This is a genomic window from Ruegeria sp. AD91A (assembly GCF_003443535.1).
GTDB lineage: Bacteria > Pseudomonadota > Alphaproteobacteria > Rhodobacterales > Rhodobacteraceae > Ruegeria.
This window is the reverse complement of sequence record NZ_CP031946.1, coordinates 2704724-2725171: the sequence shown is the minus strand read 5'-3', so window position 1 is coordinate 2725171 and position 20448 is coordinate 2704724. Positions and strand designations below refer to the sequence as shown.

At 50.5% G+C, this 20448-nt stretch carries 20 protein-coding genes; 9 read left to right on the top strand and 11 right to left on the bottom strand.

Going from position 1 to position 20448, the window contains the following annotated elements:
* Positions 1 to 46: 46 nt before the first annotated feature.
* A complete protein-coding gene (locus D1823_RS13680; RefSeq protein WP_117870899.1) occupies positions 47 to 250 on the bottom strand; it encodes a hypothetical protein in 204 nt (67 codons plus the stop codon).
* 495 nt (positions 251 to 745) lie between these two features.
* On the opposite strand from D1823_RS13680, the gene D1823_RS13670 reads away from it, so the two are divergent.
* The 3 genes from D1823_RS13670 (at position 746) to D1823_RS13660 (ending at position 5083) form a co-directional block, all read left to right on the top strand.
* Positions 746 to 1126 carry a mCpol domain-containing protein gene (locus tag D1823_RS13670; protein ID WP_117870894.1) on the top strand — a complete coding sequence of 127 codons (381 nt, stop codon included), beginning with the start codon at positions 746 to 748 and terminating at the stop codon, positions 1124 to 1126.
* Complete coding sequence (locus D1823_RS13665; RefSeq protein ID WP_117870892.1) at positions 1114 to 1728, top strand: hypothetical protein; 615 nt, start codon at positions 1114 to 1116, stop codon at positions 1726 to 1728. Before D1823_RS13670 ends, D1823_RS13665 begins: the two co-directional genes overlap by 13 nt.
* A gap of 241 nt (positions 1729 to 1969) precedes the next feature.
* Complete coding sequence (locus D1823_RS13660; protein ID WP_117870890.1) at positions 1970 to 5083, top strand: hypothetical protein; 3114 nt, start codon at positions 1970 to 1972, stop codon at positions 5081 to 5083.
* 214 nt (positions 5084 to 5297) lie between these two features.
* Here D1823_RS13660 and D1823_RS13655 read toward each other — a convergent pair whose 3' ends face one another.
* The 3 genes from D1823_RS13655 to D1823_RS13645 all read right to left on the bottom strand — a co-directional run bounded on the left by D1823_RS13655 (position 5298) and on the right by D1823_RS13645 (position 9210).
* Entirely contained in the window at positions 5298 to 5546 is a 249-nt protein-coding gene (locus tag D1823_RS13655; RefSeq protein WP_117870888.1) for a hypothetical protein, read from the bottom strand.
* Between the two features lie 970 nt (positions 5547 to 6516).
* On the bottom strand, positions 6517 to 8061 hold the full coding sequence (locus D1823_RS13650) for a ShlB/FhaC/HecB family hemolysin secretion/activation protein (RefSeq protein ID WP_050604502.1): 1545 nt from the start codon (positions 8059 to 8061) through the stop codon (positions 6517 to 6519).
* A gap of 219 nt (positions 8062 to 8280) precedes the next feature.
* Positions 8281 to 9210: an SdiA-regulated domain-containing protein gene (locus tag D1823_RS13645; protein WP_117870886.1), complete on the bottom strand. Its 930-nt coding sequence runs from the start codon at positions 9208 to 9210 to the stop codon at positions 8281 to 8283.
* 182 nt (positions 9211 to 9392) lie between these two features.
* Here D1823_RS13645 and D1823_RS13640 point away from each other — a divergent pair, with 182 nt between their 5' ends.
* The gene (locus D1823_RS13640) at positions 9393 to 10151 is read left to right on the top strand and encodes a hypothetical protein (RefSeq protein WP_117870884.1); all 759 of its coding nucleotides are present in this window, start codon (positions 9393 to 9395) and stop codon (positions 10149 to 10151) included.
* Here the strand turns inward: D1823_RS13640 and D1823_RS13635 are convergent, their stop codons facing one another.
* From D1823_RS13635 to D1823_RS13600, 6 genes are all read right to left on the bottom strand, one after another.
* Positions 10152 to 11093, bottom strand: a complete 942-nt coding sequence (locus tag D1823_RS13635; RefSeq protein ID WP_117870882.1) for a metallophosphoesterase — start codon at positions 11091 to 11093, stop codon at positions 10152 to 10154. It lies immediately after the preceding gene.
* Positions 11083 to 12516 (bottom strand): hypothetical protein, encoded by a 1434-nt coding sequence (locus D1823_RS13630; protein ID WP_117870880.1) that lies wholly within the window; start codon positions 12514 to 12516, stop codon positions 11083 to 11085. Before D1823_RS13630 ends, D1823_RS13635 begins: the two co-directional genes overlap by 11 nt.
* A 784-nt stretch (positions 12517 to 13300) precedes the next feature.
* On the bottom strand, positions 13301 to 13474 hold the full coding sequence (locus D1823_RS21950; RefSeq protein ID WP_162896848.1) for a hypothetical protein: 174 nt from the start codon (positions 13472 to 13474) through the stop codon (positions 13301 to 13303).
* 401 nt (positions 13475 to 13875) lie between these two features.
* Entirely contained in the window at positions 13876 to 14490 is a 615-nt protein-coding gene (locus D1823_RS13615; RefSeq protein WP_117870873.1) for a hypothetical protein, read from the bottom strand.
* Positions 14491 to 14545: 55 nt separating this feature from the next.
* Positions 14546 to 15007 (bottom strand): hypothetical protein, encoded by a 462-nt coding sequence (locus D1823_RS21945; RefSeq protein WP_162896847.1) that lies wholly within the window; start codon positions 15005 to 15007, stop codon positions 14546 to 14548.
* A 202-nt stretch (positions 15008 to 15209) separates the two neighbouring features.
* Positions 15210 to 15509: a hypothetical protein gene (locus D1823_RS13600; RefSeq protein WP_117870867.1), complete on the bottom strand. Its 300-nt coding sequence runs from the start codon at positions 15507 to 15509 to the stop codon at positions 15210 to 15212.
* A gap of 559 nt (positions 15510 to 16068) precedes the next feature.
* Here D1823_RS13600 and D1823_RS13590 point away from each other — a divergent pair.
* A complete protein-coding gene (locus tag D1823_RS13590) occupies positions 16069 to 16584 on the top strand; it encodes a DUF805 domain-containing protein (RefSeq protein ID WP_117870863.1) in 516 nt (171 codons plus the stop codon).
* Positions 16585 to 16658: 74 nt separating this feature from the next.
* Entirely contained in the window at positions 16659 to 17429 is a 771-nt protein-coding gene (locus D1823_RS13585; RefSeq protein ID WP_117870861.1) for a hypothetical protein, read from the top strand.
* A gap of 88 nt (positions 17430 to 17517) precedes the next feature.
* Here D1823_RS13585 and D1823_RS21940 read toward each other — a convergent pair whose 3' ends face one another.
* A complete protein-coding gene (locus tag D1823_RS21940) occupies positions 17518 to 17673 on the bottom strand; it encodes a hypothetical protein (RefSeq protein WP_162896846.1) in 156 nt (51 codons plus the stop codon).
* A 701-nt stretch (positions 17674 to 18374) separates the two neighbouring features.
* Here D1823_RS21940 and D1823_RS13575 point away from each other — a divergent pair.
* The 3 genes from D1823_RS13575 (at position 18375) to D1823_RS22305 (ending at position 20389) form a co-directional block, all read left to right on the top strand.
* Positions 18375 to 19199, top strand: coding sequence for a HupE/UreJ family protein (locus tag D1823_RS13575; RefSeq protein WP_162896845.1), 825 nt, complete (start codon positions 18375 to 18377; stop codon positions 19197 to 19199).
* A 255-nt stretch (positions 19200 to 19454) separates the two neighbouring features.
* Entirely contained in the window at positions 19455 to 20255 is an 801-nt protein-coding gene (locus D1823_RS13570; RefSeq protein ID WP_117870854.1) for a hypothetical protein, read from the top strand.
* Positions 20138 to 20389, top strand: coding sequence for a cupin domain-containing protein (locus D1823_RS22305; protein WP_371415311.1), 252 nt, complete (start codon positions 20138 to 20140; stop codon positions 20387 to 20389). Before D1823_RS13570 ends, D1823_RS22305 begins: the two co-directional genes overlap by 118 nt.
* Positions 20390 to 20448: the final 59 nt, after the last annotated feature.

The window sequence follows — 20448 nt, the reverse complement described above, 5'->3', positions numbered from 1 at the left end:
GAGTATTTTGAGTTAGGGGCCTGGCGGCATACCAGGCCCTCTCTAGTCAAGTCCTGGCTCTAGAGACCTCGAAGTGGGTATTCACCACACGCAACAAGTGCTCATAATCACCCTGAACGGCGTCCTCCAGAAAAGTCTGAATTCTGGCTTGCTCAGCTCCGGCAAGTTCGGCTGCGGTCTGGCAGCGTGCCAGCACTTCAAAAGCATTGGTGTTTGTTCTGGGCAGGTCGATGGTTGCAAGTTTTTTCATGTCAAATCCTCAATTAGAATACCGGGCAACCATTGCAGGTCGAAATTAATCTCACGTATAAGAATTACGGATTTTGCCCCGATCCAGAGACTGTTCTAGATTTAGCATAAGTCGCAATTATGCAGTGGTCGCGCCTCCGTTTGTTAATCTTCCGCTGAATTCGAATACCGGCCACTTATGAATATTCCTTCAGCAACTGCCATGGGTCCTCAGTACAAAGTGCTTCACCGTGCACTAAGGTCAGCGACGTGCAGAAAGCGGATTTTGCAAAGTTGTTTGCTCGGTCCCTCGTGGACGAACTGTTTGGCCTTTAAAAGCTCGTTGGATTTCCTAATATTTACACTCCTGACTACATGGAAAATCTCCCCGCGGTAGCTAAATTTCAAAGTCCGCTGAAACCCGTGAAAAAACTGGGCTGGCCCAACCCTGCTTAGCTGCTTATGCATCGACACTAGCGAGAATCTCAGGCGATAAGAAATTGATTTGGAGCATTGGATGCCCTTCGTAACAGTTGATGGTGATGACATAGGAAGGAGACTCGCCTCGTGCTATCTTTCCAATGATGTTGGCGCACTAATATCTACAAAGGAACTCGTTGAACTGAAGACGCAACAGGTTTCGGAGCTACTGACTGATGCCGGCTATGAAGTCCTATTTTGCGCCGCAGATGGTGTAACGGCGTACTCTCAGGAAAGCAATTTGGATGAAGACAAATTGTATCAAAGCATCAAGGGTAAAGTCGGGGATGAACTAGCGTTTTCTGTTGGTATTGGTCCCACATTGAGAGAGGCATATGTGGCACTTTTGTACGCCAAAAGCACTGGAAAAGCCCGAGCTTGTAGCTTTAGCTCGATGGAGCGCAAATGTTTAGAGTAATCAACTTTACCTTCCTGCTGCGCTACGTGGCAATTGCGGCCACCGGCCTAAGCATACTTGCTTACGTGGGCGCAGAGCGCTTTTTGCAAAGCGAATTGCCCATTGTACGTCTTCTTACCGTTGCTCCATGGGTGGTACTGCTTGTAGTGCTAGTTTTGACGACAAACGTCACTTCTAGGTTCATTTGGAAGGTCTTGAAGTCCTTCAATTCTTCTCTCTACCCAGACCTTAATGGCTCGTGGGAAGGAGAAATCACTTTGGAAAATGGGATAAGAATTCCTGCCAGAGCAATTATACGGCAGAATTTGATAGAGGCTCAAATTGACCTTCATACCGAAACATCAAAATCTGTTTCGTTAGAAACTACACCTGTAATCGACGCTGGCCAATATAAATTGTACTATACGTACCGTTCGGCGCCTTCCAATGTAGGTTGGTCTTCTTATACTGGATCTACAATTTTGGATGTACGCAACTCAGCGAAAAAAGCTGATGGCCCACTGGAACTATCCGGCTTTTACTATACAGATAGAAAAACCAATGGCCGTATCAACTTACGACAGTTTTCGAAAGACACAGATACTGACGTCTCGTTCTACTAAAAGTGTCACCAACGCTTAACTCTATGTGCCTTAGTAGCCAACCGAGCAATTTTTCTTAGTAGACCGAGCATCGATGAAGTAACGATGGAAAATGTGAAATAGCGAGCAAACTTGTCTTAGCCCTCATCAAACAGGGTATGGTCTAGGGTGGAACATTGATTTTGGAAATATTGAGAAAGCGAGCATTTTCTGCTATTAACCATCACATTGCTATTCATATTAGATTTGCAAAATTTTTGTTATGCACACCAGCAAGAGAAGAACTTCACGACGCCTTGTGATTACTGTTCACGGTATACGCACATTTGGTGGTTGGCAGGAACAACTTGAAAACCTGCTCTCAAAGGAGCCCGACGCGGACTGCATCGAAGTCATAAATTACAAGTATGGATACTTTTCAGTCCTAGCATTTATCATACCTTTTTTTCGTTGGTTGGTCGTCAGAAAGTTCCGAAGAGAGATGTTATCCTGGTGCAAGAAAGAACACTGGGAGAGAATTGACGTCATCGGACACAGCTTTGGAACACACGTTCTTGCTTGGGCGCTGCACGGAATCCCGCGCGAAGAAAGACCAAAAATTCATACAATCATTCTTTCCGGTTCTGTACTAAGAGGTTCCTTCCCTTGGCGTGATTTGGTGGGTGGAAGTGTTGATAGAGTAGTTAACGATTGCGGGTCTAAAGACCTCGTGTTGGTGATAAATCAGCTTCTCGTGCTCTTTACCGGAATGGCTGGGCGGGTCGGATTCAGTGGTGCGACTCATCAGAAATTTCGCAATCGATTTTTCGAATTTGGACATAGTGGATACTTCTACGGGCCAGAAGGCGTTTTCGATGATTCATGGATGCGCCAGTTTTGGCTTCCATTGCTTCAAGGCAATTCAGCAATTGAACCACATGACGAAAGAAGCCCGCCCAGTGTCGTGGACGGAATATTTCATACCATCGCAAACAATGCAGAACCAATCAAACTGACGGTCTATGTTGCGCCAGTGGTCCTGGCATCAGTTTGGGTTTGGAACCTTTATCAAGATGAGGCCAATGCCAGAAAACAAGCACAGATAAGCGCGAATAATGCTAGCCAGGCATTGCTGGATCAAAAGGCTGCATCGGCTGCACAATTTTTGGCTGAAGGCAAGACTACAGAGGCGATGATAGTAGCATTGGATGCAATTCCTAGATTACACGACGCCGATGCAATTACTGAGAATCCGAGTGTAAGAACCGTTCTGGCAAGATCAATCTTTGATCACAACGAACGTGCAAGAATACTTGGCAAATGGAAAAATATCGCCATGGATGCTTCATGTTCATTTGCCTATTTGATCGACAGGGACAACTCCGTTTATACCTACGATGTTGAAAGAAAAAAACTTGTGGGCAAGCACAACTTTTTGCCCGTTGAACTACCGCCGCTTCCGAATACACCGAATGAGCAAACTAGGTTAACTGCCTTCGAAACATCCAGCGACGGAAAGTATTTGATAGTTCGTCTCCAGGCCGACCCAGAACAGACGAACTATGGCGTTGACGAAGCAGATGCCCGAAAACGGCAAGTTGAAGTCTACGTACTCGATACCCACGATCAGAGTTTATTCTCCACAACAATTTTCCCGAGAGAAGGCACACTGTCAAATATTGAATTCACCATTGATCCAGATTCCGAATCCATAGTTTTTTGGGGCGATTGGGGACTTAGTATTCTTGATCTAGATGCTTCGAACGAGACTCCGTTTGGTGAACGGAAGCTCGAGCATCGATTGACGACGGAACTAGGGGGTATTCCAAGAAGCGTAACTATGGAAGCCGGGGGTGATCGTGTGTTTGTTTCGCTCTCCAGTCATCCTAGTTTTTATCCGAAAACAGCGATTTTGTTTCCCAGTTTAAAGGAGAACCCAATAAACTTGGGGAACTTCCCCGATTTTTGGAACGAGGTAAAACCGAATGGTGACTTTTCTTCGGTTGCTGTAGCTTCAGAAAGAAATCTGTCGGAGCACTCCAACCTACTAAGTGGATTTTTTCGGAATAACAGCCAATTTGATACTTGGGAAAACACCACGATCCAAGTCATGTCTTGGGGTCGCTTTCTTCTCGAAACATCAGGCGCTAAAGACTCCGCTGATCGCCTATCTGGTTTGCTGGGGGAAGTGACAAGCTTCTCTCTTGGACCCAACGAACACTACGAATTCTCGGAAGACGGGTTTTCTACTCAGTTACCGAACGAGAACGAAAATGGATTATATTGGGTAGATCACAAGTACTTTGACATAGGCTTTGATGGTAAGTTGTTAAAAACACTTCGTGTCTATGGCGCCGACTTCGAAAAGAGGCATGGTCGTTGTATCTCAGTTGTTAATGTGGACGAAGATTCGGGTCTTCCTGCCGTAGGTTTCATTTCAATCTATGAAGTCAGCCGAATGCGTGATGCGATTTTGGCTGAATCGGCGAGCGGCGCAGACATTTCATGGCGGGATGAAAACACGCTGGTTTGGGCAGACACTAACGACGTCACAGTCTTAGATATAGCAACCGGATCAACTTGGACGCAAAGTCTGAATCCGCCGGCTTCTAGACCCTATTCAGGGGGGGTGAGCGTGAACGTTTCACCAGACGCCCGATTTGTTCAGTATTTCGCAAAAGGAACCGGAGAACCATACATATTGGAGGTTGGAAACCGTGTAATTAATCCGGTTATTACCTTGCAAGAAGAACAGGACCTCAGAGTTTTGTCCGGAGAGATCGCAGCCAATTTAGAGCGTGACGGGTCTTGGATTTCCATGTTGCAACCATACAAACTACCGAGCGGAGAACCCATGAACCCTGTGACAGTTGTTGATGAAAAACTGACATACTTTATTTTAACAGACTCAGGACCGGCAGTTTTTATCAACTACGAAAGTGGCAAGGTGATCTCCGGAATGGACACGAAAGGAGAGTATTTTCGACTAGCTGAAGGTTTGAAAATAGGCCAAGAGGGAGGTTGGATTATACCAGAGTTATTTTTGGGTAAATGGCAAACTCAAAACTTCTATTCAATTAATTCGTTGGAAAGTGGAGACTCCATCTGGTCTACGCCAACATGCGCGGCAAGTGAAATTTCAATAAGTCCGGAGGGTAACCGGGTAGCGTATTTCGAAGACAATACGTTGTGGATTGAGAATTTACCCTTCCAGCTAGGACCTCTTGTAGAAATAGCGTGTAACTTATTACCGTTTGACCCTAACGGCGCGGACTATCAACAGTTTGGCTTGACGTTAAGTGGACCGATCTGTACCGGCGATTATCGTGCAAGTTCACGAACATTGGAAATTGATAGGTTTTGGACTGAGCTGCAATCTCACAATCAGCTACAATGATCGCTTACTACATTATTTTTCGGTGCTCGCCAGTCATAATCTCCGGCGATACATCTCTGATGAGACATCTCAACTTGGCATATGCCTCATTAACCTTCTGAGAGATGACACCTTCGGTTGATGTCTATTCGTCAACTTAACCTTGGTTGGAAACCAGCTTCCCACACGGAAGAATTCCTCTAAGGTTTCAAGATGTGCCTTTACCAGACTGGCGCTACTGCTGCTTTCGTTTGACCGAAATAATGCAGCCAGAGTGTTTTGGATGTCGTGCCGGTACATCGCGTGCCATTGCGTCCACGTTTCCGAGGTGCCGCAACGCTCCGTTGTTCAGCAACACGCCTCGCCCAGCATCATAACGGCGCTGTCCAAATCCGCTGGCAACGCATTCCCAGTCTTCCTTGGCCGCCGCGTTGCGGAACCTTGGAAGGTCGTGCGGATCATGCCGCCCAGGTGTTGCTGCCACGTGATCGTGTTTCTTTGCATTGCTTTGGTGGGTTAAATGGTGGGTCACTTGTGTTGTGCCAGGTTGCTGGACAGTACCGGTTGTCGGCCTCGGCTTTGGGCGCATGATTGTCACGACGCCTTGTGGTTTCGGATGTCCTGGGACTGCCACGTGAGTTGCCGTAGGTTTTGGTGTCAACTGTGGAACCTGGCCAGGAACTGCCGTGGGAACCTGATTGGGGGTTGCGGTTGGGACAAGCGGTGGTGTCGCCGTAGTACCGCTGGGTTGCGGAACACGGCCGGGCACTGCGACCGGAATCTGGTTTGGTGTTGCAGTCGGGACGAGCGGTGGCACAGCAGTTTGACCGGTGGGCTGAGGTGGGACCTGACCAGGAACTGCGACCGGTATTTGGTTTGGTGTTGCGGTGGGCACAAGTGGCGGCACCGCTGTTGGGCCGGTTGGTTGAGGCGGAACCTGGCCAGGGATAGCTATCGGAACTTGATTGGGAGTTGCAGTCGGAACTTGCGGCGGCACCGCGGTGGGACCAGTAGCCAATGGCGGAACCTGATTTGGAACAGCTGTCGGAACCCGGTTTGGTGTCGCGTTTGGTGCCAGAGGCGGAGTTAGGGTCGGCGCTACTACCGGCGTGGGAACCTGACCGGGAACCGCTATTGGTGTCGCGATAGGAACTTGATTGGGAATCGCGTTCGGGACCGCGCCCGGCGCAAGGACTGGAACAGTAACGGACGTGGGCGTTTGCTGCGTTCCCTTAGGCGGTAACTGATTTGCCACCGGCTGAGTTGGGCCAGTAACTTGATTACCTGCCCCTTGCCCACCAGCCTGCCCGCATCCTTGGCTCGACTGGTGTGGGTTCCCTACGCCTCGGCACCACCCGTAGTGATTTCCGCGGGCAAAGACCTGAGTAGCGGCCAGTTCTGCAATTAGACAAGTTGCGGTAAGTACAGCAGTTCGGTTCAGTTTCATAACATCCTCACCAACTTGTTGTCAGAGCAAGATACGCGCCAGGATCGCCAGAGTCGGTCAAAGGGCCGTCTCTCAAAGGGACACCGACATATCCGGACAGGAATAGATTTTGCTTAAACTCAATGTCCAAACCCAGACCTGTCGAAGCCAGTGTAGCATTATCAACTTCAAAACTCGCAGGGTCATTGTTCGAGATGTACCCCACGTCGAAAAAGGCAAAGGGCGTTAAGCGATGTATGCTCTGGGAACTGGGGAAGTAGGAATGAGACACTTCGAAAATCGCGGAAATCCCGGAATCACCATCCACTTCGTCAAAACGATATCCGCGCAAAGCATAACGATCACCAAGGAAGTACTCTTCGACTGAGGGCAGCCGGTCTGTTGTGTACTGCCCCCAGATCTCGGTGCGCCAAGCTGTGTTGGGCGACAAGCCCGTTAGAGGGCTTTCGTATCCGACGCCGCCTCGTAGATGCCAGAACGAGGAGTCTCCGTCGTCAAAACTCGCGTCTGTCGTTTCATTGTCATTATCGCCAAAAGATAAGGTTAGCCCCGCTTCCAGAGCTTGTCCCTTTGGATAGTTTTGCCCGTAAAGATATGTAAGGCCAACGACACTCGCGTCACTGGATAGTGGAACGCCACCACTGACTGAGTCCGCTTTTGAAAGGCGATAGTCCAGCAGAAGATACCCATAACGGGCCACATCGCGGATCACGGGGTAACCCATCGCGACTGTGAAGTTCTCGCCGTCAATATCTGTTCTCGCAAAGTCCCCCGAGAGGTCACGTTTTGCGTTTATGTTCCCGTAGAAGATCTCACCGTACAGACCATTGCTGTTCAGCGGCGTGCGATAGGTAAGAGCGCCCCATAAAGAGTGTTCATCGTCTTTGTCCCAATTGTAATTGCCTGATCCTTCAAATCGCAGCAAATCCCCGACGGTCAGCGTTGAATAAAACTCTTGTACGACATAGAAGCTGAGCGCTTCTCCAAGCTCACGCGGAGGGTTGTCGAGTGTCGCACTACCGGCTTGTTTTCGCAGTGGCTCTCCCAATACTCTCAGCCGAGCACCAGCCTGATCCGGATAATCAAGTTCAGTCGACACGTCCAAGTCGGGTATGTCCTCGGCCAACATAACCGCCCGCTCAAATCGCTTGAGAGTTATTGGGTATGCGGTGGTGAGGGGGCGAAAGATCTTTTCTAGGGTTTGGAACGTGCGCGTATCTACGCCTTCAATTTCGATGGTTTGAATGCGCCCTTCATCAACAATTATGCTCTGCCCATCGGGACCGGGCCAGGCCTCAGCCAAGAAGTAACCGTCTTCTCGGTAGATCTGAGTGATCGTTGATGCGACCTCCACCGCTGTGATGCGTCCTGACCGATTGAAGGCCAATTGACCGGCAAAAGTTAACAGCTCATCCGCATCATACACCGTTACGCCGCTGACCGAGTGCTGGGATGCGATGTCCCAGGTTTGGGCAATGCTACTTCTTGGAACTGATGCAGTGGCCACAAGAGAGCAAATGATCGCAAAAACAACTGAGCTGAATACGCGCATTTTTGACAACCTTAAAGTGACTGAGCATGTTGAAGTCCAATGTTATTATGTGGTTCGCATGTGTGAACCTGACGCTACTCGAATGTATTGATGGGTGATGCTTTTAAGAAACACAGTGAACAGAACGCAGATTTACTTAATACGCCGCACATACGACGGCGCTCAATTACTCAACCCGGCTTTTCAACAAGTTAGAGTAGAGAACTAGTAGGACAGTCCTCACAATTCCGGTTGCTCAAAAACATAAAGCCGCGATTTCTTGGCATCGTCTGTTAGGACATAGAGAAGCCCTTTGGTCTCATCGAGAGCGATTCCTTCGGGATGTTTAACTTCCTTTTGTTTGCCATCTTCTGTGAATGTCAAACTGATAGACTTTACGGACTTGGACTCTGGATTGTAGACGAAGATTTGACGGCCTTTGTCACTTACAATCCAAAGAGAACGTGAGGACGGGGACCATGCTAGGCCGCTCAAATCCAGTTCATCATCATCTACACGCTCGGAGATAAAACCTGCATCGCGGGCTAAAGGAATCATCTCAACAATTTCATCTAGCTCTGGTGATACGACCATTAACAACCTTGGTTGTCCCTCAATGCCAATGAAGACCCGCCCGGATTCCGGGTCGACGGCGATGCCCTCAGGTCCCTTGTTCAAAGGGTTACCGACGAGCAATTCAGCGGCGTCCGAGTAGCCTTTGAGAGATGTGAGAGGGATTGTAGTTAGTTGAATGGGGTCAGTCGGGTGAACGACTAGAATTGATCGATCAGTTTCCTGAAGTACTAAAACAGACCCATCTTTTCGTGATGCGACGCCCTCCAGATCTGATCCCGCCAATGAAGGCAGCTTGAATGAGTTTCCTAATGCCCCGTCGATTCCAAGTAGGTGCAGTTTAGGTTCAGCGTCGCTTACTGACCATAAGAAGCCTTCCGCGTTGGACAGAGACAATCCGGAAGGCTCCGAGAAGCCTTCCGATTTATCAGCCACCTTGAAGGAGTCGATGAGAGTCAAACCGGGACTCTCGGCGTGGGCGAGTTCGATCCATGCCAGAAATGAAACAGTCGTGCTTGCATAAGAAGCTAGTGTTCCAAGCTTGGGGAAGCACCGTGAAAACCCAAGTTTCGACCGAAGCAGCTTGTGTTCTGTCATTGGATTCTCTCGCGTTTGGACCACATCCCTGTATCAGCGTTCGTATCACAGTCCGGATACGATGTCCGAAGAATGCACTGTAATCTCTTTACCTGATCCCGCCTGTTGCGATTGAATTGAATAGGGCATGATGTGCCTTTGGTTAAGCGTAAGCCTTTGGCGTGAGCAGGAAGGAAGACAAGTTGAATACGACCCTCACATTTGTGACCGTGTTGTTGATGCTGTTGTTGCCAGGTGCTGCGGTGTCACAAGTCGATCCTGCGACGATGCTGGCCGGGGCTTCGGGGTCGGAAATCGTTATCGAACGCCGGTGGACGCAGTTTCGTGGCAAACAGGAACTGTATTTCTTCACGCTCGATGTGATTGTCACGATCATTCTGGCTGGCTTGATCGTCTATCATCCGGTGAGACGTAAAGCCCGTAGAAGCGTCCGCGACATAGTTATGCCAAGGCTTTTCTTCCTGTATGCGCTTATCGGTATGGCGGTTGGTTTTCTGGTAGTTCAGCACGGTTCAATGATCGGTTTCGTTATCTTTGGCATCGGCGCGTTGCTCAGGTTCCGCTCCAATCTCGATGATCCGGTGGACACTGTCGAAATGATAATCGTGACCGTTCTTGGTCTTGCGGTCGGTTTGGGCTTGCCGCTGATGGCCACACTGGTGGCGGTTGTATGTTGGTGTTTCATTTGGCTCGGTGGACGAAACAAGGGTGTAGAAATTTCGCTCAAAGCTTCAGACGAAGAACACTCATTGAACGTCAGCGGCGCCATTGAAGCTATGGCCGCAGACGCTGGCTGGAAGTTGGTCAGAAAACACCACGTCCCCGGAAAGTCTCGCGTCTCATTGCTTTTCATCACCTCGGGAGGGCTTTCAGAAGCCCGGATCGAAGAGATGGTAAACGATCTGGTCCCAGAAAAAGTCGAACTGAAACTCAACCTCTAGTCATTTAACAAGGTCCAAACGTTTCAACACAGCATTCGGGGATCTGATCTCATTTGGGAGTGACTTGAAGTTTACCGACCTTTCGAAATCGGGCCCTCGATATACTGCTATCCCAAACTCTCCGTTCGGCTGGAACGTAACATGAGTGAAGCTGTGAGGTGATCTGGCGCTATCGCCAATAAGCCGCCGCGGACCACCTCCCAAACAAGCTTGAGAGACATAAGCCACACCGTCTTTCCAACCGGGGTAGAAGGCATGATGGTGGCCTGACAGATGCAGAACAACACCGCTTTCCAGATAGATTTTTTCAAGTGTTGGGTCACCGATGATTTCGCGTTCGCGCTGGATCGCGAAGGGCCAGAGTGGGAGGTGACTGAAAGTGACAATCGGGTCTCCATTTGCCCCCAGTTCCTCAAGTCTGTCCTGCTGGTCGCCGGATAGAGGTCCCAAGGTCGTAGCGTCCAAAGACGCAAACGTTACGCCCTGCATCTCAAACGCGTAGAAGAACGGGTAGTCATCCGAAACCAGGAAATCGACGTCTGGTTTTCTCGGAGTCCATTCCTCTGCGTATATTTTTCTTTCACGCTCGAACCCACGGTACGCAGAGGCATCATGGTTTCCTGGCGTGACCGCAAATGGAATGCCGGTAGCCTCTAAAGGATCTGATACGGCCTCGTGAAACGCCTTCCACATATCCCTGACCTGTTTGTCGGACAAGTTGGGAATGCGCTGTCCCGCAACCATATCTCCGGTCGAAATAACCAGATCTGGATCAATCTCGACTATCCGCTCAATCGCCTTGTCGACGCGGGCATCGTATCTTACCGAACCATAGCTTCCGTTCAGATCTGATATGACGATAACATCCAATGCCGCCGCTTTGCAGGCGAGCAGAGCGGTCCAAATGAACACCGCAATAAGAGCAGAACACCTACGGTTCATAACAGTCCACAGCCTCTACCTCGGTGTCGTTTCTCAAAAAGAATGCGACAGGATCCAAGTCGAACGTCAAATCGCCATTTAAACAATTGCTCTGGACGATGGCCGTTGCCAGCGCAGTATTTTTGACAACCTGTGCAATCTGACTGTCTGACAACCCAAAGCTTTGCGATAGCCAGTCATAGACCGAGCCTTGGGTTTGAAGATCACTATTCAATGCAACCAAGCTCCGATATGTGCTTGGAGAGAAGTGGCGAATTTTCTCCAGCATTTGTGTAGATTTCGCGAAGTTGGCATACTCGACACGCCCACCAGCATCGTTGTCGTTTAGATTGCTGCGACGGATCAATAACGCGTCGGCGGGAACGTCTCCATCGTTTGGCTCATGGTGCTTGGCTTTCTTATGCTTCAGCTTTCCGTCTTCGACCCAATACCAATAGGGTGTGAAGTCTATGTTTCCTACGCGGTCCTGCTGGCTAAAGATGAAATCGAGGAGAACAATCTCGGTAAGTTCTTGCATCCAAAATGCCATCTGTTGGTCGCTGACATCGGGACCGAGATCCTTGTTGATCATCCGGTCTCTTCGACCTTCTCTGACGCCCTCTACAATGGCCTCTGGCAAGGGTTTTGAAGAACGCAAAGCCAAGAAAGCAGGAGTTTCCTGAAAATCGCGGTTCTGACCTTTCCCCCAACCAGATTTACGGGTGCCGTTGATTTCCGAGCCGTATCGATGCCCAGGGCTATCAAGCAGCACACCGTATATTTGCGTTCGATCTGCGGTGAACAGATCGTCGGTTGGCTGGTATGAGTTCGGGTCAGCATCCGCAGCTGCGAAGACCCGCCAGCCTTCGTGGTTCATTCGCCCGCCATGAGAGCCACCAGAAATCGCAAGGCCAGGCTCGGCGACCTCGGAAAAATGCGCCTGGGCGTCCATGCTACGCCAAACGGCGACTGGAACTTTTACAGTCGCGTCGAAATATCTGGAGAAATGATAGTAAAGCAGTGAAGACGTGGAAAAAGTTCCACTGGTGCCTTTTTGGTTCATGGTGGACTTGAATTTAGCCACCCTGTCCTTAGCGAGATCTTTTGCCGCCTTCCCTTCCTTGCAAGCGTTTCTCTCGAATTCAGAACGGTTCCCCACGTAAGGTCCTTCCGAAATATCGTAGACTGCCATTCCTGGGCTGGTGCTCCAGGTTTTTGGGCAAATAGCAATTTCGGAGGCATAGAAATCGATCTCGCAATAGGCCGTTTCCACCTCAAGATCGCTTTTCTTATACTCGCCCGTTGGAACTTTTTCGATCCGAATACAGCGTTCAGTAACGCCGTTGGGACTATCAAATGTCGTGGCTTCACCGAGAACATCGTCGTTCGCCCACAAGACAGTGGGTGCAATGAAAGCTAGTGACCCCAGAAGAATGAACTTCATTTGGATAGTCCTCCCAATATCATTTGGGGCAAATCGCTGCCTGTTGTTCGGTGGAGATCTTCAACTGTGGGTCGACGCTGAAGTTGGAGAATTTTGAGTCAATCCACTGGTCGCATCCGCCTGAACAAGGCGCCCCGTTTCGGGCATCATTCCAATATTCCTTGGCCTTTTCTTCCGACCAACCACAAAACTGAACGAGTGCCATTGCCGACAATGCTCCCGAAGAATGAACGCCCCACATGCAGTGCACCAGGACAGGGCCTTTTCCAGGGTTTTCAATCACCTCGTGTATGGACGCCATGACAGCACTGGGTCGGGAGGATCTGGCGCTTTGATAGACAAAGGATCCGTTTCCGCAACTGGTGCGACCGTATTCAGTGTTTTTGCCGAAGTCCGCATAAAACCCGGTTGAAAACCCTTCATCACACAAAGTTTCGCGTTGTTCTTCACGCAGGCCCGTTCGGTCCTTGTCGCCGCCCTTGAAACCGGATCGATACAACACTCCGCTTAAGACTGGGCGAAAGAAAGCGACACCATCAACGCCTCCGTCACCACCCTTTGAGAGCATTTGACTGCTGCTTGGACCACCGTTTCGACTGGTTACGTCAGAATTTGCAGCGGTTGCAAGAACACCAATGAACATGAGGGACGTCAAAAACCGCATGCCAGCTCCTTTCTATTTGTCAGCCTGTTATGCTCAAACTCTTCCCACTTGATAATCTATTGGAGCGGCTCATTCTCAGCAGCCGTATCAAGTGCGCGATAGACTTTCCGACCTGAAGCTTTAAATCGGCCACACCAGATTGATGATAAAGACGACCACGAAGTAGGCCAGAAAAACTTTCCAGTTCAATTGGTGTTTGTTTTCTTCGTTTATCACGCCGGCCGATTTCAATACCAGGTTTGTTACAATTAGAGCGACGATGGTCACCGCCGCATGTGCCAAGTCGAAATGCAAACTAGAGCTCCCTTATGCAGATGTTAGTTTGATGAAAATTTGTCAGCAGTCACCTGATGGCAGCATAGCTACATCTGAGTACCTTCCGTCAGATGTCGTGATCCGAGCACATGCACCAGTATTCTTGTTAAACCAGTACGAGGTCAGCCCTTCGCTTCGGATGAGTTCAAATCCGAGACTTTGGATGCCCATTTCAGCTTGGCCCGCTCTTGCCCCTTCAAATGACGATAGATCGCTAGAGCTGCCCACAGTTGGTGCACTTGCATCCACTGATCCACCACTGTCGTCGCATGCTGCAAGCGCAGTAATACACGCCGTGCCGATCACCAATAGGACCTTGGGCTTCATCTGTTTTTCCCTCGCTTTTTTGGACTTGCGTTCCAGGGTTTCTGATTGATCACCTATTCAATTCCGAAAATGACGTTGTAGTCGACAGAAGAGTTGCTGCGATTGATAACCTCCACAACATGATCACCGGATTGCCAAAGCTGTCCTCGATACTCCTTGTCCGCCGACATCAATCCCAACAGTTCAGATCCATCGGGGTTGCGAATAACGTAGTCCAAGGAGCCATTTCGCGGAGCAACGCGAACGTAAAGGAACTGTTCGTTTTTGGCACCCAGAACGTATTGCAGCGACGCTCCGGGCGCGAGTTCACCAACGAGTTCTGCGCCAGTGGAACCAGAATCAAATTTGACGCGTTGGCTACCAGTAGACCCGGCGGCGCCTGCAATGGCTCCACCGCCATCATCCATCGCTTCGACAACCGACATCTCGCCGATGCTTCCATCCTTGTACGCGATGCAGCGCCAAAGTGTTCCGCCTGCGTCACGTAGCATGACGAGCGTGCCCGCTTCTGAGAACTCTGAGCTTTCAATCGTACCTGATTGACCGTCTGGTCCTCCAACCTGTCGCAAATGATCGATACACGCGTCGTCTGCTTCAGACATTGCAAACGAAGCCGTGCCTGCGATTGCGAACATCGGTGCGAGAAATTTGAGTACAGCGAATTTCATCAAATGGTCCCTTGCTGGCTAATCCTTGGAGTTTTGTTCCGTGCAAATCGGAACCTCACTTGGCTTCTCGTAACTTTGACAGAAATTCATCGCATGCCTGCGCGCTGCCGACGATCTCGTCCGTCGTTTCAATTCCTTGCAGTGACGCCATTTCAGAATTTACGCGGTTAAGGATCTGATCCGCTTGCTCGGCGGTGATCAGGTTCTCGGCTTGTGCTCCTTTCAATGTGGAGCAGACACCGGCGGACAAGCCTGTCGCAACGCCGACACCCACCGCGGCCCCGCCACCCAAGGTCATCGCCCCAACCACGCCGAGGACGAGCCCGATCACAATTCCCAAGATTACTTTTCCCATGTTTTCCTCCCTTTTGGTGAGAAAGAGTTCAGCCACCACTACTGGCGCAATCTGCGTGCCCATCTGCAAATCAAGACCAGCGCCAACAGGTTGAGCATCGGTGCAATCGCCGCAAACCACGGCTTGGCTGACTCCGAGACCAAGTCCGCTAGAAGTATCCAAGGCAGTCCCAACGGCAAAAGGAACACCCAGGACAAAGGGTCTCGTGCCTGTCCCAGCCAGCCAAATGTGCCCGTCAAGAATGCAATCAACGCCAACAGGTAAAGGATCGCAAATACGATGGTGGTTATTCTACAAACCAAGTCGAACTATCCGAAGAGCGAGCCAGTTCTGCGCAGCCGTTTTCGGCTACGCAGCAGACTGCTCACAATGCGCCTTCGTCGCCCAGGAACTCGATACCAGCCGTCGCGCCATCACTGTAAGCAATGCAATTCCAAGGAGCACGATCCTCGCCAACGCCTACAGTGACCTGTGTTCCCGCCTCGCTAAACGCGGATGAGAGCACCACGACTTGCGAATTGTTTGTCGTATTGGCTACATCTCGCAAACACGCCTGCTGAGCCGGCGTGAGCTCGGCGGACGCGCTTGATGTACTCGTATCGTCGCAGGCCGCAAGCAGTGTGAAACAAGTTGCGCCCGCAATCATCACCATCTTGTTAGACATTTTCTTCTCCCTCTGGTTCCCTTGAAATTAGTGAAATTGGATGCGCTTGTTTGAAGCTCTCGCGCCTGTGCAGCCAATTGAACATACCTTGATCCTGTGACTACCTTTCCCAAAACTTGCCGTGGGGGGCTTGGTCGGCGGGACGATATTTTGTTGACTATCGGGGCCGCCAATAACGTGCGAAGGCTGAATGACGCCACTAGCAAATGCTAGAGCAAACTCTGGAGAGAGGGCGAGTTCGTTAAGTCTAAGCATCGCGTCCTCCCAGCGCTCAATCATAATAAAGTGCCTTCCGACCGCCAGCACTCACTCCAGCAGTCGGAAGGGCTCGGCACAGCGAGCAGCAACGACAACAACGGAGGTAAAATAAAGTTGTGTCGAATTCGCATGTTTGAATCTAATTTTTCATAAATCAATATTTTTTCCGCGCGTAAATTTCTCTACGCTCTCGTACGATAGGCCTCTGCGTTCAACAAAAAAGTAAGTGGGAGCTGCGAGTGTGTTCCCCTGAGCGGCGAAGCGATTTGAGGCCGCACAGAAACAATGAAGGGATTGAAAGATGGGATTTGGTGAAGCCGTTAAGACGTGTTTCTCGAAATACTTCCAGTTCTCCGGTCGGGCTATACGCTCGGAATACTGGTGGTTCTTCTTGTTTGTGGTTCTCGTGAGTGCTGCTTTAGCTGTGCTGGACACCATCTTATTCGGGACCAACCCCGAAACAGGGCAGGGATCACGGGTTCTGTCCTCTGTTTTCCAACTGGCCGTTCTCATACCTATGCTGGCCGCTGGTTGGAGAAGGCTGCATGATACAGGACGACCTGGCTGGTACTTGCTGCTGCCGATGGCGCTCAGCATTGTAACTCTTTTTGTTATGCTGGGTGGGGTGGCGTTCTTCTCGGTATTGGAGCAAGGGACCGAAAACCCCGATGCATTGCGAGGACCTGCGGCCGTCCTGGGCGTGACCGGTATTGTTGTTGTCTCAATTCTTCAATTGGTTCTGTCCATCCTGATGATCTGGTGGCTGACGCGACCTTCCCAAGAAGGCGCAAACGAATACGGCGCACCTGTTTCCTAACTTTGTCGCCCGGGTAACGGGCCGGAAACTCTGGCTGAATGACAATACGAACCAAAACACCATGGAGAGAGAAAATGAGTTTCCAAACGATTTCCATTGGAACACTGATGATGGCAATGGCGACCACAGCATCAGCGGAGTGGTCGTTCAACTCCGGGCCTAACCCCAATGCTTTTATTCAGACCGGAAACATGACGCTGGAACTTCAGTGTAACCGTATCCGCTTTGCTCCGGCTGGATACGAGGACAGCCAGGACATTGTGGATAAGCAGGGGCTTTCCATTCGATTTTTGAAGAACGGCACCACCGAAGTTGGCGCATTTCAGGTTGGCGCTGAAAACGCTGCTTTGCAGATCGTTGACAATTATCCCGTCGAGATCAGTTTCAATAGCCAGCAGGACTATGGTTTTGTACTAGACCAACTTGCGGCCAATGCATCGGTAAACCTGTCGATGGTTGATCAAGATATCAGCTATGGAATCTTTGACTTGAAAGGTTCCGGCGCGGCAATTCGGTCCCTTCGTTCCGCGTGCGATTCAGATGCTAGCCAGGGGACCTCCTACGAAGCACCCGAAGGCATCGTCTATTGTGGTGGCGGAGCGATAAAACGCGTAATCGAACCCGTAATTTTGGACAACCCGGACGGAGAGTGGGACACGCGAGTAACGGTTAACGGCGAGTCGATCAGAGCCATGACGGCCTACAGCTACTTCGGAAACTCTGAGCCGCCGACCGGATTTGTCGTGGCCCTGCTTGGGGAAGACAGGTCCGAATTTCTGATTTTTAGCGACGGCTCGGAAAACTGGCTGGAATATGGGGACTACAGGTATGATCAGTGCAATTGATACCTCCTGCCTACCAGCTTTCCAAATAGCGCGTCAGATGAAATGTTTGGTCGCCGGGATTGTGCTTGCTTCGGGCCTTGTTTGGACCTCACCAGCTGTTGCGGCTGATGTTTCGCAACTTCCGCCCGGTTTGCGGGCAAAGGTTGATCTGGCGGAACAGGCCTGCGGGGAGTTCAACGACGGTCAGTTTGACATAGCCTGGGGCGCGGTTGAAAGGGTCGATCTCGACGGAGATCTTCAACACGACTGGGTTCTGAATGAGTCTGGATTCGCGTGTTCAAGCGCCGCATCTCTTTATTGCGGAACTGGCGGATGCATGTCGCACTTTTGGGTTAGTGAAGAGGTGCACTCCTTGCTTAACCAAGGCTGGACGGTCGTTGATTTTGGGCGTCAACGCGTTGTTGTGGCAGATATTCATGGATCCAATTGCGATGGAATAAACCCAACGCCTTGCGTCACCGCCAGTGTTTGGGATGCGGACGCTAAGACGTGGCGCTCGTCTGCTGGCGATTGGGAATAAGTTGCATTTGAGAATTGCAGATAAGCCATAGGAGCTGGTTTCTTCGATGGGTTCTCTGTGGCACGCAAACTTATGGGCAAATCGTGCAAAGTTATGCGCAAATACCGCGCAGAGTTATGGGCAAGCTTCCAAGATTTTCTTCAATGAAATCAATGTTGGGAATGCATCGTTATGAGCGTCCCTACATCAGGTGTAGGTTTGCCCATAACACTTCGCGCACCCCATAAATTTGCGTAGTTCGCCCATAGTTTTGCGCTGTGCGTTTGTCCGCATTAGCGACGAATTCAATCAGTTTATGGCTTAGTCGTCGCGGTTATGGCTCTTTGCATTGCTCAATCCCGCAAAGGGCCTCCCTAAGGGCCATAGCCCTCCATCCATTGGGGTTGGAACTGGGATTTGCCACCCTTGCAGAGGCACAAACTGCAATGGCCGATGGCACTGTGTTTCCCGAGATGGGCGAGACCTATGTCGGTGACGTTATGATCGACTTGCACCTTCACTACGCCATCGGGGCAATCAATACCTACAACCTGTCCTACACCACCAATCCCGGCCTGCCAGGGCAAGAGGATACCGCGAACCTGATCCTCGACTATAACAACAACGAGGTTCGCACCTACCGCGCTACGGGATTGATGCACGATCAGGTGAAAGTGTCAGGGTCCGCAACAGCGGCAGCGTCTACTTTTTTCTTCGAAGGCATCCGCCACATACTGGAAGGCCCAGATCATGTGCTATTCGTGCTTTGTATGATCATCGGAGCGCTAAACCTGCGCAGCCTACTGGCTCGGGTCACCGGCTTCACGCTTGGCCACACGGTCACATTGATCCTCGGGTTCTTCGGCTTTGCTCCAAGCGGAGCGTGGTTCATCCCGACGGTCGAGCTGGCGATTGCCGTGTCGATCATCTACGCAGCCGTAATGGCCGTCCGACCGCCTCAGCGGGGACACCGTGATCTGAAAGCCTTCGCCATCACTTCGGGCATTGGATTGCTGCACGGGTTTGGGTTTTCCTTCATGTTGCATCAGATCCTACGCGTCGATGCACCGAATGTCTGGCACAGCCTGCTGGCCTTCAATGTCGGTGTCGAGGCTGGACAAGTGATGATCGTGCTGCTGGTTTGGCCACTGGTACTGTTTCTGCGTAAGCAGCCGGGGCGCATCTGGACCGGTTCGCGGGCGGCTGTTGCGGTATGCGCTAGCCTGATTGCTATGGTTTGGGTCGTCGAGCGAGCAGAGTTTTTCTTGTGACCTAAAAGCAGTTGAAAAAGAAAGGCTGTAATAAGCGTGCTCCGTTTCTTAGGGAGTTTGGAACAGTGAAGAACTATGTGAAGTATCTGGTTTTGCTCTTCATCTTTTCCCTATCGATGACAATTGGGCTACACGCGGAGGCGCAAACCCCCTACGGGCAATCTAGCCCTTGCGTTGTATCGGGCATTTATACCGACGTTCGCCCGAACAATAAGGGGCCCGCGACCGAGGTGAACATGGGCCTCCGCGTAATTGATGTGCGCGAAAATAAATGATGTCGACCAGACGATCACCGTCGATTTCGCCTTGCGCTTGAGATGGGAAGATGAACGTCTTGCGCCCTATGCTGGATGCCGGTTGCCGGTCGATAAAATCTGGTTTCCAGAACTCGTGTTGATCAATTCGGGACGGGTTTTCAATCGCTGGCCAGAACTGGTGAGCGTAGACGAAGGTGGCGCTGTAACTTACTTGCAGAGGCAATCCGGTACACTTTCAAGTTACCATCAGCTGCTGGAATTTCCTTTCGATCAGCAATTCATTGATGTCACGCTATTCCCGCTGGATTGGTCTGAGGACAAAGTTCTACTCAAAAAGGATCAGAGTTTCGAAGGCATATTCGATACACTCAGCATATCCGACTGGCAGATCGTCAACGTGTCATCAGCTGTCGAAACTTTTGCACCGACGTCCTTTCCAACCCTGCGGTCTTCATACCGGTTCACCTTCGAAGCTGAACGTTATGTTAGCTATTACTTCTGGAAAATAATACTTCCTGTATGTCTTATCGTCGTCATGTCTTGGTCCGTTTTCTGGATAGAGGCCCGTGAATTTGGCACTCAGCTGGGATTGTCTGCGACTTCTGTCTTGACGATGATCGCCTTTATTTTTGCGACCACAAACATGCTTCCAAGACTAGAGTATTTCACACTACTCGACAAATTCATTGCAGGCGCGACGGTTATTTCTTTGCGGAGCTGCCTCCGGGAACATCGACTGGATTTGCCCCGGCTACGCGAACTCAGCTTTGTGTATGCCTATTCGGGCAGCTTGAAGTAGAGGCGTCAGGCGATGCAAAGCTGGTGCTGGGACCTGGAGACGTTCTGTGGCTGGATAACACGTCAGGGAGTGGGCACGCGTATTCGGTGAAGAGTGAGGAACCCGTAAAACTTTTGATCGTTCAAACAAATTAACCGCCCGGCGCAGGCAATCGACGAGTTGCTGTGAATTCGAAATCCGCTTTTTGAACAAC

What these genes read in the sequence shown, in the direction of transcription:
- D1823_RS13600 (WP_117870867.1), bottom strand. Translation starts at nt 15,509, where the DNA reads ATGTCTAACAAGATGGTGATGATTGCGGGCGCAACTTGTTTCACACTG.
- D1823_RS13615 (WP_117870873.1), bottom strand. Translation starts at nt 14,490, where the DNA reads ATGAAATTCGCTGTACTCAAATTTCTCGCACCGATGTTCGCAATCGCA.
- D1823_RS13645 (WP_117870886.1), bottom strand. Translation starts at nt 9,210, where the DNA reads ATGACAGAACACAAGCTGCTTCGGTCGAAACTTGGGTTTTCACGGTGC.
- D1823_RS13590 (WP_117870863.1), top strand. Translation starts at nt 16,069, where the DNA reads ATGGGATTTGGTGAAGCCGTTAAGACGTGTTTCTCGAAATACTTCCAG.
- D1823_RS13680 (WP_117870899.1), bottom strand. Translation starts at nt 250, where the DNA reads ATGAAAAAACTTGCAACCATCGACCTGCCCAGAACAAACACCAATGCT.
- D1823_RS13585 (WP_117870861.1), top strand. Translation starts at nt 16,659, where the DNA reads ATGAGTTTCCAAACGATTTCCATTGGAACACTGATGATGGCAATGGCG.
- D1823_RS13630 (WP_117870880.1), bottom strand. Translation starts at nt 12,516, where the DNA reads ATGAAGTTCATTCTTCTGGGGTCACTAGCTTTCATTGCACCCACTGTC.
- D1823_RS13635 (WP_117870882.1), bottom strand. Translation starts at nt 11,093, where the DNA reads ATGAACCGTAGGTGTTCTGCTCTTATTGCGGTGTTCATTTGGACCGCT.
- D1823_RS13575 (WP_162896845.1), top strand. Translation starts at nt 18,375, where the DNA reads ATGGCCGATGGCACTGTGTTTCCCGAGATGGGCGAGACCTATGTCGGT.
- D1823_RS13665 (WP_117870892.1), top strand. Translation starts at nt 1,114, where the DNA reads ATGTTTAGAGTAATCAACTTTACCTTCCTGCTGCGCTACGTGGCAATT.
- D1823_RS13650 (WP_050604502.1), bottom strand. Translation starts at nt 8,061, where the DNA reads ATGCGCGTATTCAGCTCAGTTGTTTTTGCGATCATTTGCTCTCTTGTG.
- D1823_RS13660 (WP_117870890.1), top strand. Translation starts at nt 1,970, where the DNA reads ATGCACACCAGCAAGAGAAGAACTTCACGACGCCTTGTGATTACTGTT.
- D1823_RS13570 (WP_117870854.1), top strand. Translation starts at nt 19,455, where the DNA reads ATGTGCGCGAAAATAAATGATGTCGACCAGACGATCACCGTCGATTTC.
- D1823_RS13670 (WP_117870894.1), top strand. Translation starts at nt 746, where the DNA reads ATGCCCTTCGTAACAGTTGATGGTGATGACATAGGAAGGAGACTCGCC.